The 14,926-nt window shown below is 72.1% G+C and carries 16 protein-coding genes; 13 read left to right on the top strand and 3 right to left on the bottom strand.

Annotated features, from left to right (window positions below; translation table 11 throughout):
* Nucleotides 1-3 precede the first annotated feature (3 nt).
* The 3 genes from ACZ53N_RS06840 to ACZ53N_RS06850 are packed head-to-tail and all read left to right on the top strand — an operon-like array spanning nucleotide 4 to nucleotide 2,961.
* Nucleotides 4-762, top strand: coding sequence for a lysophospholipid acyltransferase family protein (locus ACZ53N_RS06840; protein ID WP_469139875.1), 759 nt, complete (start codon nucleotides 4-6; stop codon nucleotides 760-762).
* The gene (locus tag ACZ53N_RS06845; RefSeq protein ID WP_130880110.1) at nucleotides 759-1,760 is read left to right on the top strand and encodes an NAD(P)H-dependent glycerol-3-phosphate dehydrogenase; all 1,002 of its coding nucleotides are present in this window, start codon (nucleotides 759-761) and stop codon (nucleotides 1,758-1,760) included. The genes ACZ53N_RS06840 and ACZ53N_RS06845 overlap by 4 nt, the downstream gene beginning before the upstream one ends.
* Before the next feature lie 46 nt (nucleotides 1,761-1,806).
* Nucleotides 1,807-2,961: a D-alanine--D-alanine ligase family protein gene (locus tag ACZ53N_RS06850; protein ID WP_469139876.1), complete on the top strand. Its 1,155-nt coding sequence runs from the start codon at nucleotides 1,807-1,809 to the stop codon at nucleotides 2,959-2,961.
* A gap of 51 nt (nucleotides 2,962-3,012) precedes the next feature.
* Here ACZ53N_RS06850 and ACZ53N_RS06855 read toward each other — a convergent pair whose 3' ends face one another.
* Nucleotides 3,013-3,516 carry a DUF3515 domain-containing protein gene (locus ACZ53N_RS06855; protein ID WP_469139877.1) on the bottom strand — a complete coding sequence of 168 codons (504 nt, stop codon included), beginning with the start codon at nucleotides 3,514-3,516 and terminating at the stop codon, nucleotides 3,013-3,015.
* Nucleotides 3,517-3,536: 20 nt separating this feature from the next.
* On the bottom strand, nucleotides 3,537-3,770 hold the full coding sequence (locus tag ACZ53N_RS06860; RefSeq protein ID WP_130880113.1) for an Lrp/AsnC family transcriptional regulator: 234 nt from the start codon (nucleotides 3,768-3,770) through the stop codon (nucleotides 3,537-3,539).
* A gap of 146 nt (nucleotides 3,771-3,916) precedes the next feature.
* Between ACZ53N_RS06860 and ACZ53N_RS06865 the strand changes: the two genes are divergently transcribed.
* Together ACZ53N_RS06865 and thiD are read left to right on the top strand one after the other, a co-directional pair.
* Nucleotides 3,917-4,888: a thiamine-phosphate kinase gene (locus tag ACZ53N_RS06865; protein WP_130880114.1), complete on the top strand. Its 972-nt coding sequence runs from the start codon at nucleotides 3,917-3,919 to the stop codon at nucleotides 4,886-4,888.
* 27 nt (nucleotides 4,889-4,915) lie between these two features.
* Nucleotides 4,916-5,716 carry a bifunctional hydroxymethylpyrimidine kinase/phosphomethylpyrimidine kinase gene (gene thiD, locus ACZ53N_RS06870; RefSeq protein ID WP_469139878.1) on the top strand — a complete coding sequence of 267 codons (801 nt, stop codon included), beginning with the start codon at nucleotides 4,916-4,918 and terminating at the stop codon, nucleotides 5,714-5,716.
* Between the two features lie 176 nt (nucleotides 5,717-5,892).
* Here thiD and rpmB read toward each other — a convergent pair whose 3' ends face one another.
* On the bottom strand, nucleotides 5,893-6,078 hold the full coding sequence (rpmB, locus tag ACZ53N_RS06875; RefSeq protein ID WP_078645170.1) for a 50S ribosomal protein L28: 186 nt from the start codon (nucleotides 6,076-6,078) through the stop codon (nucleotides 5,893-5,895).
* 334 nt (nucleotides 6,079-6,412) lie between these two features.
* On the opposite strand from rpmB, the gene ACZ53N_RS06880 reads away from it, so the two are divergent.
* The 8 genes from ACZ53N_RS06880 (at nucleotide 6,413) to rnc (ending at nucleotide 14,806) form a co-directional block, all read left to right on the top strand.
* Nucleotides 6,413-8,074 (top strand): DAK2 domain-containing protein, encoded by a 1,662-nt coding sequence (locus ACZ53N_RS06880; RefSeq protein ID WP_469139879.1) that lies wholly within the window; start codon nucleotides 6,413-6,415, stop codon nucleotides 8,072-8,074.
* 160 nt (nucleotides 8,075-8,234) lie between these two features.
* Nucleotides 8,235-10,397, top strand: a complete 2,163-nt coding sequence (recG, locus tag ACZ53N_RS06885; protein ID WP_469139981.1) for an ATP-dependent DNA helicase RecG — start codon at nucleotides 8,235-8,237, stop codon at nucleotides 10,395-10,397.
* Between the two features lie 186 nt (nucleotides 10,398-10,583).
* Nucleotides 10,584-11,183 carry a 16S rRNA (guanine(966)-N(2))-methyltransferase RsmD gene (gene rsmD, locus ACZ53N_RS06890; RefSeq protein WP_469139880.1) on the top strand — a complete coding sequence of 200 codons (600 nt, stop codon included), beginning with the start codon at nucleotides 10,584-10,586 and terminating at the stop codon, nucleotides 11,181-11,183.
* 26 nt (nucleotides 11,184-11,209) lie between these two features.
* Nucleotides 11,210-11,689 (top strand): pantetheine-phosphate adenylyltransferase, encoded by a 480-nt coding sequence (gene coaD / locus ACZ53N_RS06895; protein ID WP_469139982.1) that lies wholly within the window; start codon nucleotides 11,210-11,212, stop codon nucleotides 11,687-11,689.
* A gap of 111 nt (nucleotides 11,690-11,800) precedes the next feature.
* Nucleotides 11,801-12,898, top strand: a complete 1,098-nt coding sequence (locus tag ACZ53N_RS06900) for an ATP synthase F0 subunit B (RefSeq protein WP_469139983.1) — start codon at nucleotides 11,801-11,803, stop codon at nucleotides 12,896-12,898.
* A gap of 273 nt (nucleotides 12,899-13,171) precedes the next feature.
* Nucleotides 13,172-13,765 carry a YceD family protein gene (locus tag ACZ53N_RS06905; RefSeq protein WP_469139881.1) on the top strand — a complete coding sequence of 198 codons (594 nt, stop codon included), beginning with the start codon at nucleotides 13,172-13,174 and terminating at the stop codon, nucleotides 13,763-13,765.
* Between the two features lie 2 nt (nucleotides 13,766-13,767).
* The gene (rpmF, locus tag ACZ53N_RS06910; RefSeq protein WP_030087884.1) at nucleotides 13,768-13,941 is read left to right on the top strand and encodes a 50S ribosomal protein L32; all 174 of its coding nucleotides are present in this window, start codon (nucleotides 13,768-13,770) and stop codon (nucleotides 13,939-13,941) included.
* A 19-nt stretch (nucleotides 13,942-13,960) separates the two neighbouring features.
* A complete protein-coding gene (rnc, locus tag ACZ53N_RS06915; protein WP_469139882.1) occupies nucleotides 13,961-14,806 on the top strand; it encodes a ribonuclease III in 846 nt (281 codons plus the stop codon).
* The last annotated feature ends 120 nt before the right edge of the window (nucleotides 14,807-14,926 follow it).

Raw genomic sequence — 14,926 nt, forward strand, 5'->3', positions numbered from 1 at the left:
CGAGTGTCCCGCCACAGAATCGGCTTCTGGTACCGCTTTACGGCGGTGTTGGCAAAACCGCCGCTCGTGGTTCTGTTCAAGCGGGACTGGAGGGGAATGGAGAACATTCCGGCTGACGGCGGATTCATCACCGCGGTCAACCACAACTCCTATCTCGACCCGCTCTCGTACGCCCACTTCCAGTACAACACCGGGCGCGTCCCCCGCTTCCTGGCCAAGGCCGCCCTGTTCAGGACCACCTTCGTCGGAACGTTGCTGCACGGCACCGGGCAGATTCCGGTCTACCGCGAGACCACCGACGCCGCCACCGCCTTCCGGGCCGCCGTCGACGCCATCAACAGGGGCGAGTGCGTGGCCTTCTACCCCGAGGGCACCCTCACCCGCGACCCCGACATGTGGCCCATGGAGGGCAAGACCGGGGCCGCCCGGGTCGCCCTGCTCACCCAGGCCCCGGTCATCCCGGTCGCCCAGTGGGGCGCCAACGAGGCCATGCCGCCGTACGCCAAGGAGAAGAAGCTGCGGCTCTTCCCCCGCAAGACGCTGAGGGTCGTGGCGGGCCCGCCCGTCGACCTCTCCGCGTACTACGGCAAGGAGCCGACCGCCGAGGTGCTGCGCGAGGCCACCGAGAAGATCATGGCCGCGATCACCGAACTCCTCGCCGAACTGCGTGGCGAGCCGGCGCCCGCCGAGCCGTACAACCACAAGCGGGCCCGCGCCGCGGCCCGCCGGACACCACAGCAGACACAAGGGGACAGCAAGTGACGCGCTGCGCCGTCTACGGCACCGGCTCCTGGGGCACGGCCTTCGCGATGGTCCTCGCGGACGCCGGCTGCGAGGTGACCATGTGGGGCCGACGCGCCGCCACCGTGGACGCCGTCAACACCGGCCGCACCAACCCCGACTACCTCCCGGGCGTCGAGCTGCCCGCCACGGTCCGGGCCACCACCGACCCCGCCGAGGCGGCCGACGGCGCGCAGTTCACCGTGCTGGCCGTGCCGTCCCAGACGCTGCGCGGCAATCTCGCCGAGTGGGCGCCCCTGCTGCCCGCCGACACCGTGCTCGTCTCCCTGATGAAGGGTGTCGAACTGGGCACGGCCAAGCGGATGAGCGAGGTGATCGAGGAGGTCGCCAAGGTCTCCGCCGATCAGGTCGCGGTCCTCACCGGCCCCAATCTCGCCCGCGAGATCGCCGCCCGGCAGCCCGCAGCGGCCGTCGTCGCCTGCCGCGACGAGTCCGTGGCCAAGCGGCTCCAGGCCGCCTGCCACACCCCGTACTTCCGCCCGTACACCAACACCGACGTGGTCGGCTGTGAGCTCGGCGGCGCCGTGAAGAACGTCATCGCCCTCGCCGTGGGCATCGCCGACGGCATGGGCCTCGGCGACAACGCCAAGGCGTCGCTCATCACCCGCGGGCTGGCCGAGACGACCCGGCTGGGCCTCGCCATGGGTGCCGACGCGCACACCTTCGCCGGACTGGCCGGTATGGGCGATCTCGTCGCCACCTGCTCCTCGCCGCTCTCGCGCAACCACACCTTCGGCACCAACCTCGGCCGCGGCATGACCCTCGCAGAGACCATCGCGGTCACCAAGCAGACCGCCGAGGGCGTCAAGTCCTGTGAATCCGTGCTGGATCTGGCCCGGCGCCACGACGTCGACATGCCGATCACCGAGACGGTCGTGGACATCGTGCACGAGGGCAAGCCGCCACTGGTGGCCCTCAAGGAGCTCATGTCGCGCAGCGCCAAGCCCGAGCGACACTGAAGCGCTGGATCGCACCCGGCACACCACGAGGTACTCTCGACGCGATATGAGCAGCGAGACCTCCTCCCACAGCCCTGACCGGAGCCGGAAGCCGCGAGTCGCGGTCGTGTTCGGCGGTCGCAGTTCCGAGCACGCGATCTCCGTGGTCACCGCCGGCGCGGTGCTGCGCGCGATCGACCGCACGAAGTACGACGTGCTGCCGATCGGCATTACCACCGACGGCCGTTGGGCGCTCACCGCCGACGACCCCGAGCGGATGGCCATCACCGACCGCGCGCTGCCGAGCGTGGAGGGGCTGGCCCAGTCCCTCGACGGCACCGTGGTGCTGCCGGTCGACCCCGCCGACCGCGAGGTCGTCTACACCGAGCCGGGCGCCATGCCCAAGGCGCTGGGCGAGGTCGACGTCGTCTTCCCCGTGCTGCACGGCCCCTACGGCGAGGACGGCACCCTGCAGGGCATGCTGGAGCTGGCCGGGATCCCCTACGTCGGAGCGGGCGTGCTCGCCTCGGCCGTGGGCCAGGACAAGGAGTACATGAAGCGCGTCTTCATCTCCTTCGGACTGCCCGTCGGCCCGTACGAGGTCGTGCGGCCCCGTGAGTGGCGGGCCGACCCGGCCGCCGCCCGGAAGAAGATCGTGGACTTCGCCGGGGAGCACGGCTGGCCCGTCTTCATCAAGCCCGCCCGCGCCGGCTCCTCCATGGGCATCACCAAGGTCGACGACGTCGCTGGCCTGGACGAGGCGATCGCCGAGGCACACCGCCACGACCCGAAGATCATTGTCGAGTCGCTGCTGAGCGGCCGCGAGATCGAGTGCGGCGTGCTGGAATTCGAGGACGGGCCGCGCGCGAGCCTGCCCGCCGAGATCCCCCCGGTCACGGCCCACGACTTCTACGACTTCGAGGCCAAGTACATCGACTCCGCCGCCGGCATCGTGCCCGCGCCGCTGAGCGAGGAGCAGACCGCCCGGATCCAGGAGCTGGCCGTCCAGGCCTTCGAGGCCACCTCCTGCGAGGGTCTGGTCCGCGCGGACTTCTTCCTCACCGAGGACGGCGAGTTCGTGATCAACGAGGTCAACACCATGCCGGGCTTCACGCCCATCTCCATGTACCCGCGGATGTGGCAGGAGAGCGGCGTCGGCTACCAGGAACTGGTGGACCGGCTCGTCCAGGCGGCGCTGCGCCGCTCGACCGGCCTGCGCTGACGGCACACGAGCGGGCCGGTCGTGGGACGACCGGCCCGCTCGGCCCGCTTCTCAGACGACGCCCTCGGGGATCGTCTTCTTGACGGCGTCGGCGAAATCGGTGAGCGCACTGATGTCGCCGGCGTCGCCGACGTACTTCTTCGGCAGGGTGACCTCCACCCACGCCGCCCGCAAGGTGGTCGTGCAGCGGACGCTGCCGTCCGGCTGTCGCTCCGGCAGCCACTCCACGCCGTCGATCTCCACCGAGTCCGCGGCGGGGTTGTAGTGTTCGGAGCCGGACGTAAGGATCTTGGGGCGGCCCACCCCGCACCGCAGCGCGATCGCGGGCGCGCCCCACACGGCCGTGAAGTCCGAGACGGGATCGGCGGTACGCCGCTTGTGCCCGTCCACGGCCTCGGGCAGTTCCTTGTGCAGTGCCCGGCAGAGCTTGGCCTCCCGCGCCGACGGCGTGGGAACCACCACACCCGCCGCGTCGTCCGTGGATGAGCAGCCAACGGCCGCGCACAGCACGGCGACAGCGGACAGGCCGAGGGGCCGGCGGAGTAAAGACTTCACCGGCCGAGCATACGGGGGAGCTACAGATGGACGACCGGGCAGGTCAGTGTGCGGGTGATGCCGTCCACCTGCTGCACCTTCGCGACCACCATCCGGCCGAGTTCGTCCACGGTGTCGGCCTGCGCCCGCACAATGACGTCGTAGGGTCCGGTCACGTCCTCGGCCTGGATCACCCCCGGGATCTTCGCGATGACTTCGGCCACGGTCGACGCTTTGCCGACCTCGGTCTGGATCAGGATGTACGCCTGTACCACGGAACCTCCAGGGCGGCTTCGAGGATCATGTGGGGAGAAGAGACGCCACGGTACCGCGTCGTCGCACGGTGCGGGGAGACCCGCGCGGCCTGCGCGGCGCGGGAGACGTCACGAACAGGGCAACCGACACTCCGAGGAGGAGCTCAGTGAAAGGCACCGTGGGCGAGTTGGGGGAGTTCGGGCTCATCAGAGAGCTTACTTCCCGGCTCACCACCACCCCGGCGGTCCGACTCGGGCCGGGTGATGACGCCGCGGTGGTCGCAGCCCCCGACCGGAGGGTCGTGGCCAGCACGGACGTACTCCTGGAGGGGCGGCACTTCCGCCGCGACTGGTCCACCGCCTACGACGTCGGACGCAAGGCCGCGGCGCAGAACCTCGCCGACATCGCCGCCATGGGCGCGGTGCCCACCGCGATCCTGCTCGGCCTCGTCGTGCCCGCGGAACTCCCCGTCACCTGGCCGACCGAGCTGATGGACGGCATCCGCGACGAGTGCCAGGTCGCGGGCGCGGCCGTGGTCGGCGGGGACGTGGTGCGCGGCGAGACGATCACCGTCGCCATCACGGCCCTGGGCGATCTGCGCAACCACGAGCCGGTCACCCGGTCCGGCGCCCAGGCGGGCGATGTCGTCGCCGTCACGGGCTGGCTGGGCTGGTCCGCGGCCGGGCACGCGGTGCTCTCCCGCGGCTTCCGCTCCCCGCGCGCCTTCGTCGAGGCCCACCGGCGGCCCGAGCCGCCGTACCACGCCGGACCCGCGGCGGCCTCCCTCGGCGCCACCGCGATGACCGACATCAGCGACGGCCTCATCGCCGACCTCGGGCACATCGCCGAGGCCAGCAAGGTCCGCATCGATCTGCGCACGGCCGCCATCGACGTACCGACGCAGATGTCCGACATCGGGCAGGCCGTCGGCGTCGACCCGCTGCAGTGGGTGCTGACCGGGGGAGAGGACCACGCCATCGTCGCGACCTTCCCGCCGGACGTGAAGCTCCCCGCCCGCTGGAAGGTCATCGGCGAGGTGGTCAACCCGTCCGCCCTGCCGCAGGTGACCGTCGACGGCGCCCCCTGGGACAAGGCGGGCGGCTGGGACCACTTCGGCGACATGGAGCCCGAGGAGTAGCGGGGAGGAGCCGGTAGATTCGGGCCCATGGGCATACCTCCACGCGTCCTGACCGTCGCCGGCTCCGACTCCGGCGGCGGTGCGGGCATCCAGGCCGACCTCAAGACGATGCTCGCGCTCGGCGTGCACGGCATGAGCGTGCTCACCGCCGTCACCGCCCAGAACTCCCTGGGCGTCCAGGGGGCCTGGGAGCTGCCGGCCGAGGCCGTACGGGCCCAGTTCCGCAGTGTGGTGGACGACATCGGCGTCCAGGCCGTCAAGACCGGCATGCTCGCCTCGGTGGAATTGGTCGAGACCGTCGCGGAGCTGCTCACCGAGGTCGGCGCCCCCGTGGTCGTCGACCCGGTGGGCGTCTCCAAGCACGGCGACGCGCTGCTCGCCGCCTCCGCGCTCGACGCGGTCCGCACGAAACTGCTGCCGACCGCCACGGTCGCCACCCCCAATCTGGACGAGGTCGCCTGGCTCACCGGCGTGCGCGTGCGCACGGAGAGCGACCTGCGGCGGGCGGCGGACGCGGTGCTCTCCCACGGCCCGCGCTGGGCGCTGATCAAGGGCGGTCATCTGGCGGGCGACGCCGTCGACCTGCTGACCGACGGCACCGAGGAGCACTGGCTGCGGGCCGTGCGGCACGACAACCGTCACACCCACGGCACCGGCTGCACCCTGGCGAGCGCCATCGCGGCGCGACTGGCGCGGGGACGCTCGGTGCCGGAGGCGGTGGCCGACGCCAAGGACTACGTCACCGGCGCCATCGCGGCCGGCTTCCCGCTCGGCGGCGGGATCGGACCGGTGGACCACGGGTGGCGGTTCCGGGACGACCAGGACTGAGCAGCCGTGTGCGGGGCCCCTACGGGGCCTTCCGTCCGCGAAAAGTGCCCGGACATGCGAAAAACCGGCCCATCGTGAGATGGGCCGGTATTTCAGGCAACCGGAGGGGGCTGCGCCACGACGTAAACGTCATTGCGAGACCGGCTCACCCCCGCTTGCGCGGGGAGGACCACTCGCTAGCGCGAGACCTTGCCGGCCTTGATGCACGAGGTGCAGACGTTGAGCCGCTTCGGCGTGCTCCCGACCACTGCACGCACCCGCTGGATGTTGGGGTTCCAACGGCGGGGGGTACGGCGGTGCGAGTGCGAAATAGCGTTGCCGAAGCCCGGCCCCTTGCCGCAGACGTCGCAGTTGGCAGCCACGGGTCACTCCAAAGACTTCAGATGCTCTTACGGTGAAATCCCGGCAAGCCGAGATCGAAGTCTTGAGGAAGTCGATGACCGGCAGTGCCAGGAAGGGATGGCCTGATTCTCATCAGGCAACCGGAGCAGCATACAACGGCCGCTCCTGTTCAACGAAACTACCACGAACGCTCCCCCACCCGCCCGGCCGCCCCGGGCCGCCCGCTCCGGCCCGACGGGCCCCCGGCAGGGCCGGTCGGAGCCCCGACCGGGCTGGTCAGGGTCCCATCGGGCCACCCCACGGACTAACCTGCCCAGCATTGCCACCGCCCCCAGGAGTCCGAGGAGGACACAGGTGTCGCAGACGCTGGACGCCGACGCGGTTCGTGCCTGGTGCGCCCTGGCACTCGACGCGCTCGGCCGGGCCCGCGAGGAGATCGACGCGATCAACGTCTATCCGGTCGCGGACGGCGACACCGGCACCAACCTCTACCTGACCGTCGAATCCGCCACCCGGGCCGTCGACGACGTCTTCCACGGCCACGCCACGACGGACCCCGCGTCGCCCCCCGCCTTCCCCGACGCCGTCCGGGCCATGGCGCACGGCGCGCTGATAGGAGCGCGCGGCAACTCCGGGACGATCCTCGCGCAGCTGCTGCGCGGCATGGCGGAGGTCCTCACGGGCGACGCCGGGACGTCGCCCCGCCCCGACGACGCCGAGCGGCTGCGGCGGGCCCTGCGGCGCGCGGTGGAGTCCGCGTACGAAGGCGTGGCCCGGCCCGTCGAGGGCACGGTGCTGACCGTCGCGGCGGCCGCCGCCGACGGGGCCGCGAACGCCTCGGGCGACGCCGCCGCCGTGGCCCGCGCCGCGTACGAGGCGGCCCGCACCGCCCTCGCGGCCACCCCGGGCCAGTTGGAGGTCCTCGGCCGCGCCGGGGTCGTGGACGCGGGCGGACTCGGTCTGGTCGAGGTGCTGGGCGCGCTGACACGGGCGCTGGCGGGGGAGACGGGTGGCGAACCGTCCCATGACGCCGCCGCCCCCGAAACGTCCGCCACGCGCGCGTGGCGGACCGAGAACTGCCACGCCGACCTCGGAGGCGGCGCCGAACCCTCCTACGAGGTGATCTACCTGCTGGAGGCGGACGACTCCGCCGTCGCACGGCTGCGCGCCCGGCTGGACGCCCTCGGCGAATCGCTCGTCGTCGTCGGCGGCGACGGGCTGTGGAACGTCCACGTGCACGTCGACGACGCCGGAGCCGCCGTGGAGGCCGGCGTCGAGGCCGGCCGGCCCTACCGGATCCGGATCACCCACTTCGGCGCGGCCCAGGAGGAGCGGACCCGCACCCGCGAGCGCGCCCAGCGGGCCGTCGTCGCCGTCGTGCCCGGGGAGGGACTGGCCGGGCTGTGCGCCGAGGCCGGGGCCACGGTCGTCGCGCCCCGGCCCGGACAGCAGCCCACCGGCGAGGAGCTGCTCGAAGCGATCCGGCGCGCCCACGCGCGCGAGGTGGTCCTGCTGCCCAACGACGCGGAACTGCGGCAGACCGCCGCCACGGCCGCCGAGCAGGCACGCGCCGAGGGCGTCCGCGTCGCCCTCATCCCCACCCGCTCACCGGTCCAGGGCATCGCGGCCCTCGCCGTCCACGAACCCGGCCGCCGCTTCGACGAGGACGTCGTGGCCATGACCGCCGCCGCCGGCGCCACCCGCTACGCCGAACTGGCCGTCGCCGAGCGGCAGTCCTGGACCATGGCCGGGGTCTGTCAAGCCGGGGACGTGCTCGGGCTGATCGACGGTGACGTGGCCGTCATCGGCGCGGAGCTGGCCGCCACCGCCGAGACCGTCCTCGACCGCATGCTCGCGGCGGGCGGCGAGATGGTCACCCTCGTCCTCGGCGCGGACGTCCCCGACGCCGTCGCGGACCGCCTGGAGAGGCACGTACGCGGCGGGCACCTGGCCGTGGACACCGTGGTCTACCGGGGCGGGCAGCAGTCCGCGCCCCTGATCGTCGGGGTGGAGTGAGCCGGCCCCCACGATCAGGGGCGCGACACCCCGGGCCCGGTCTTCGGGGCCGGTTCCCCGGGCGTGCCACCGCGATGTCAGTGGGGTGGTGTCCAATGGTCGCGTGCCCGCGCTCGATGAACCCCTGAAGAAGATCCTCGGCGGCAACACCGCGAAGGTGATGGCCGAGCACCTCGACCTGCACACGGCCGGCGACCTGCTGCACCACTACCCGCGCCGCTACGCCGAGCGCGGCGAGCTGACCCGGCTCGCCGATCTGCCGCTCGACGAGCACGTCACGGTCGTCGCCCAGGTGGCCAAGGCCGCCATGAAGACCTTCAACCACGGCAAGGGCGTCCGCCTGGAGGTCGTGGTCACCGACGGCAGCGGCTCGCTGACCCTGGTCTTCTTCGGCCGCGGCGCCTACGCGCGCGAGAAGGAGCTGCTGCCCGGCCGCCGCGGCATGTTCGCGGGCAAGGTCTCGGTCTTCAACCGCACCCGGCAGCTGCTCCACCCCGACTACGAACTCCTGGACCGCGAGAGCGGCGCGGACGCCGCCGAGTCCTTCGCCGGGCGGCTGCTGCCGATCTACCCGGCGTGCAAGCAGTTCCAGTCCTGGAAGCTCACCAAGGCCGTCGACACCCTGCTGGACCTCTTCGAGGCGGACGCCTGGCAGGGCATCGTCGACCCGCTGCCCCCCGCGCTGCGCGACGGCCGCGGCCTCGCCGCCCTCGCGGACGCGTTCCGCAAGGTCCACCGGCCGGCCTCGAAGGCCGACATCGAGGACGCCCGGGCCCGGCTGAAGTGGGACGAGGCCTTCGTGCTCCAGGTCGCCCTCGCCCGTCGCCGCCACACCGACGCCCAGCTCCCGGCCGTGGCCCGCAAGCCCGTGGCGGGCGGCCTGCTCGACGCCTTCGACGCGAAGCTGCCCTTCACACTGACCGACGGCCAGCGGACTGTCTCGGCGGAGATCTTCGACGACCTGGCCACCGAGCACCCCATGCACCGCCTCCTCCAGGGCGAGGTCGGCTCGGGCAAGACGATGGTCGCCCTGCGCGCCATGCTCGGCGTCGTGGACGCGGGCGGACAGGCCGCGATGCTCGCCCCCACCGAGGTGCTCGCCCAGCAGCACCACCGGTCGATCACCGAGATGATGGGCGAGCTGGCCGAGGGCGGCATGCTCGGCGGCGCCGAGCAGGGCACCAAGGTCGTGCTGCTCACCGGCTCCATGGGCGCGGCCGCGCGCCGGCACGCGCTGCTCGACCTCGTCACCGGCGAGGCCGGGATCGTCATCGGCACGCACGCGTTGATCGAGGACAAGGTCCAGTTCCACGACCTCGGCCTGGTGGTCGTGGACGAGCAGCACCGGTTCGGCGTCGAGCAGCGCGACGCCCTGCGCTCCAAGGGCAAGCAACCCCCGCACCTGCTGGTGATGACCGCGACCCCGATCCCGCGGACCGTCGCCATGACCGTCTTCGGCGACCTGGAGACCTCGGTCCTCGACCAGCTCCCCGCCGGCCGGTCGCCCATCGCCACCCACGTCGTGCCCGCCAAGGACAAGCCGCACTTCCTGGCGCGCACCTGGGAGCGGGTGCGCGAGGAGGTCGAGGGCGGCCACCAGGCGTACGTGGTGTGTCCGCGCATCGGCGACACCCTGGGGGACGAGCCTCAGCCAGAGGGCGGCAGCCCGAAGAAGAAGACGGCCGCCGAGGAGCCGGAGGCGGAGAAGCGACCGCCGCTCGCGGTCCTCGACATCGCCGAGCAGCTCGCCAAGGGGCCGCTCGGCGGGCTGCGCGTGGAGGTGCTGCACGGGCGGATGCAGCCCGAGGCCAAGGACGACGTCATGCGCCGCTTCGCCGCGGGCGAGGTGGACGTCCTGGTCGCGACGACCGTCATCGAGGTCGGTGTGAACGTCCCCAACTCCACCGTCATGGTGATCATGGACGCGGACCGGTTCGGCGTCTCCCAACTGCACCAGCTGCGTGGCCGCGTGGGCCGCGGCTCCGCCCCCGGTCTCTGTCTGCTGGTCAGCGAGGCGTCCGAGGCGAGCCCCGCGCGGGCCCGGCTGGCCGCCGTCGCCGGCACGCTGGACGGCTTCGAGCTGTCCCGCATCGACCTGGAGCAGCGCCGCGAAGGCGATGTGCTCGGTCAGGCGCAGTCCGGCGTCCGTTCGTCGCTGCGGATGCTCACGGTCATCGAAGACGAGGAGGTCATCGCCGCCGCCCGCGAGGAGGCCACCGCGATCGTCACCGCCGATCCCGAGCTGGAGCGGCTGCCCGAACTCCGCACCGCGTTGGACGCCCTGCTGGACAAGGAGCGGGAGCGCTATCTGGACAAGGGCTGACACGGGCGGGCCGGACGGGCACCGGATGGCACGGACCGAGGGGCCCTCGTCGGCCGCGCCCGGGCCACCGGGCAGGGCCGGGACGCCACCGACGCCCTAGGCTGATGGGGCGGGCCCGCCGCTCACCGCGGCGGTCCGACACCCACCAGCCCCCTCACCCCCGACCCGCGAAGGACCGAAAACCCCATGACCCGCGTGATCGCCGGCACCGCCGGCGGACGCCGCCTGGCCGTACCGCCGGGCAATGGCACCCGCCCGACCTCCGACCGGGCGCGCGAGGGCCTGTTCTCCACCTGGGAGTCGCTGCACGGCCCCCTGGAGGGCAGCCGGGTCCTGGACCTCTACGGCGGCTCGGGCGCCGTCGGCCTGGAGGCGCTCTCGCGGGGCGCCGAGCACGCCCTGCTGGTGGAGGCCGACGCCCGCGCGGTCCGCACCATCCGGGACAACGTCCGCGCGGTCGGTCTGCCCGGCGCCGAGGTCCGCAGCGGCAAGGCCGAGCAGGTCGTCGCCGGTGCCGCGCCGCAGAGCCCGTACGACGTGGTCTTCCTCGACCCGCCCTACGCCGTCACCGACGCCGAACTGTGCGAGATCCTCCTCACACTGCGCACCCGGGGGTGGCTCGCGGACGACGCGCTGGTCACTGTGGAGAGAAGCACCAGGGGCGGGGAATTCCCCTGGCCGGACGGCTTCGAGGCCCTGAGGGCCCGTCGCTACGGGGAGGGGACGCTTTGGTACGGTCGCGCCGCCTCTACGCGCACCGCCGACCCGGCTCCGTGCACGTCATGAATGGACCGGAGAGCGAGGAACCACCGTTGCGCCGCGCCGTCTGTCCGGGGTCGTTCGACCCCGTCACCAATGGACATCTCGACATCATCGCCCGGGCTTCCAGGCTGTACGACGTCGTGCACGTCGCAGTGATGGTGAACCAGTCGAAGAAGGGCCTGTTCACCGTCGAGGAGCGGATAGAGCTGCTCCGCCGGGTCACCGCCGAATACGGCAATGTAGAGGTGGAGTCCTTCCACGGTCTGCTCGTGGACTTCTGCAAGCAGCGCGAGATCCCCGCCATCGTCAAGGGGCTGCGGGCGGTCAGCGACTTCGACTACGAGCTGCAGATGGCCCAGATGAACAACGGGCTCTCGGGCGTGGAGACCCTCTTCGTCCCCACCAACCCCACCTACAGCTTCCTCTCCTCCAGCCTCGTCAAAGAGGTGGCGGCATGGGGCGGCGACGTCTCCCATCTGGTGCCGTCGCTGGTGCTGGAATCCCTCACCGAGCGGCTCGCCCAGCGCTGACACACCGGCCGCACCACCGGCGGGCTGTCATCGGGTGTCGAGCGGGGGCCACTGGCCGTACAGTCGTCCCCGTTCGTGCCCATCCGTCAAAAGAGAGTGGCGAGCGCCAAGGTGGACGTGCAGAAGAAGCTCGACGAGATCGTCGCGACCGTCTCCGGCGCCCGGTCCATGCCCATGTCGGCCTCCTGTGTGGTCAACCGGGCCGAGCTGCTCGCCCTGCTCGAAGAGGTGCGGGCCGCCCTGCCCGGCTCCCTCGCCCAGGCGCGGGAGCTGATCGGCGGCCGGGAGCAGCTCGTCGCGGACGCGCGCGAGGAGGCCGAGCGGATCATCGAGTCCGCGCGCGCCCATCGCGGCTCGCTGATCTCCGACACCGAGGTCGCCCGGCAGTCCCAGGAGGAGGCCGACCGCATTCTCGCGGAGGCCCGCCGGGAGGCCGACGAGATCCGCGCGGAGGCCGACGACTACGTCGACAGCAAGCTCGCCAACTTCGAGGTCGTCCTCACCAAGACCATCGGTTCCGTCGACCGGGGCCGCGAGAAGCTGCTCGGCCACGCGGACGACGCCGGGTACGGCTCCTCCGGCGGCCTGGCCGAGGACGCCCCCGAGCGCAGCGCCGACCCCCAGACCCAGCGGATGAACGCCGACGCCTACGTGGACGCCAAGCTCGGCGCGGTCGCCGCGGTGCTGGCCAAGACGCTCGAAGCCGTGGGCAAGGGCCGCGAGAAGCTGCTCGGGGCCCGGCCGGCCGACGAGCTGGGCGCCCACATGGCCGCCCAGGACAGCCTTCCCGGTGGCCACCACACCAGCGACGCCGACTTCCTCTCCGAGCTGGCCGCCCCCCAGGGACCGGCCGTCCCGCCCCCCGCGCCGCCCCAGCAGGACTACTACGCGCCCGTGGGCGGCTACGCCCAGCAGGACCCGTACGAGTACCAGCAGCACTACACCCACCAGGCGGACCCGTACGCGGCCCATGGCGGCTATCAGCAGGACCCGTACGCCTGGGCCCCCCACGACGGCGGCCAGGGCCTCGACCAGGGGGGCCACGGGGAACAGCCGGGCTACGGCCCGCACGGCGGATACGCCCCCGCGCAGGCCCCGCCGCAGCCGACGGCGGTGCAGCAGGGCGGTGGCTCGCTCGACGAGACGAGCCTCTTCGACACGAGCATGATCGATCTCGACCAGCTCCGGCGCTACGAGCAGGGGCGCTGAACCCCGGCCGCGGTGTCCCCCGTAGGGTGAAACCGGACCGGTTCCGTCCGCCAGGTCTGACCTGGCCCGGGCCGGGTGCCGCCCGTCGGCGGCCCGACCGCTCCCCATGGGTGCGGATTGGGTCTACGGCGGCCCGTCCAGTATCCTGGCTCTTCGGTCGCGTGTACGTTCGCGATCTCGGCTGCCCTCAGCGCATTCAGCGTCGGGCCGCCGTCGCCGCAGTGTAGAAAGCAGGAAGCCCTGAACACCCGCCTCGATCACCGTGCCCCTCTCGTGTTCGACACACGCGAGCTGGGTCGGCGTCCCGGTGCGCTGAAGAGGGTCTCCCGCTCCATTCCGGCCCCCCAGGACCTCGGCATCGAGGTCATCGGGGTCGCCGAGGGCGCGACCGTGGAGCTCGACCTCCGACTGGAGTCGGTCATGGAAGGGGTGCTTGTCACAGGCACCGCCCGTGCGCCGCTGACAGGGGAGTGCGTAAGGTGTCTGGAGCCGCTCGAGCGTGAGCTCGACGTGGACTTCCAGGAGATGTTCTCCTACCCCGACGCCGACGACCGGAGCCGCCCCGCGGACGCCGGCGACGACGCCGAGGAAGAGGAGGACATGCTCTTCCTCGAGGGCGACCTGTTCGACCTCGAACCCGTGCTGCGTGACGCGGTGGTGCTCGCACTGCCGCTGCAGCCGGTGTGCCAGGAAGACTGCCCGGGTCTGTGCGCCGAGTGCGGCGCGCGACTGGCGGACGACCTGGACCACCACCACGAGTCCGTCGACATTCGTTGGGCGGCACTGCAGGGCCTCGCCGGGTCCAACCAGGACGGCGAGATGGACAACGCACCCCGCTCCGGCGGGGATGACTCACAGGAGAAGTAGCCGTGGCTGTTCCGAAGCGGAAGATGTCGCGCAGCAACACGCGCCACCGCCGGTCGCAGTGGAAGGCTGCGGTCCCCACCCTGGTGGCATGCGCTAGCTGCCACGAGCCGAAGCTGCAGCACATCGCGTGCCCCAGCTGCGGCACCTACAACAAGCGCCAGGTCCTCGAGGTCTGATCGGCGGGTGACAGGCTTCATGTCAGACGCCATTACGCCGAAGAAGGCGCCGGCGGACACGGCCTCGTCTCACACGCTTCTGGAAGGGCGGCTCGGGTACAGACTCGAGACCGCCCTTCTGGTGCGTGCACTGACCCACCGTTCCTTCGCATACGAGAACGGCGGTCTGCCCACCAACGAGCGGCTGGAATTCCTCGGGGATTCCGTGCTCGGCCTGGTGGTCACGGACACGCTGTACCGCATCCACCCCGATCTGCCCGAAGGCCAGCTGGCCAAGCTGCGGGCCGCGGTGGTCAACTCGCGTGCGCTGGCGGAGGTCGGTCGCGGCCTTGAACTCGGTTCCTTCATCCGGCTCGGCCGCGGTGAAGAGGGCACGGGCGGCCGGGACAAGGCGTCCATCCTCGCCGACACCCTGGAAGCGGTGATCGGTGCGGTCTATCTCGACCAGGGCCTCGAGGCCGCCGCCGAACTGGTGCACCGGCTCTTCGACCCGCTGATCGAGAAGTCCTCGAATCTCGGGGCCGGCCTGGACTGGAAGACCAGCCTCCAGGAGCTGACCGCGACGGAGGGGCTGGGCGTTCCCGAATACCTGGTCTCCGAGACGGGTCCCGACCACGAGAAGACCTTCACGGCTGCTGCCCGCGTCGGTGGTGTCGCGTACGGCACCGGCACCGGCCGCAGCAAGAAGGAAGCGGAGCAGCAGGCGGCGGAATCCGCCTGGCGCGCCATCCATGGAGCGGCGGAGGCTCGCGCCTCGGCCGCACAGGCAGCGGCCGAGGCCGCCCCCGCCCCGGCGGACGAGACGCCGGCCGAGGGTGTGCCGGCCGAGCCCGCTACGGACGGCGCGCAGGGCGCTTCGCACTGAAAGCGCCATTCCGCGACGTGACACACCCGACCGCCGGGCGGGCTCGGTTCCCCGAGCCCGCCCGGCGGTCGCGGTAGCGCGGCGCGGGGAACGACATCCCGGCGAACCTTCCGGAGGAGC

The sequence above is a fragment of the Streptomyces sp. NPDC033229 genome (assembly GCF_055576875.1).

Coding starts and splice junctions, on each gene's coding strand:
- ACZ53N_RS06850 (WP_469139876.1), top strand. CDS start 1,807: ATGAGCAGCGAGACCTCCTCCCACAGCCCTGACCGGAGCCGGAAGCCG.
- thiD (WP_469139878.1), top strand. CDS start 4,916: ATGGGCATACCTCCACGCGTCCTGACCGTCGCCGGCTCCGACTCCGGC.
- recG (WP_469139981.1), top strand. CDS start 8,235: ATGGCCGAGCACCTCGACCTGCACACGGCCGGCGACCTGCTGCACCAC.
- rsmD (WP_469139880.1), top strand. CDS start 10,584: ATGACCCGCGTGATCGCCGGCACCGCCGGCGGACGCCGCCTGGCCGTA.
- rnc (WP_469139882.1), top strand. CDS start 13,961: ATGTCAGACGCCATTACGCCGAAGAAGGCGCCGGCGGACACGGCCTCG.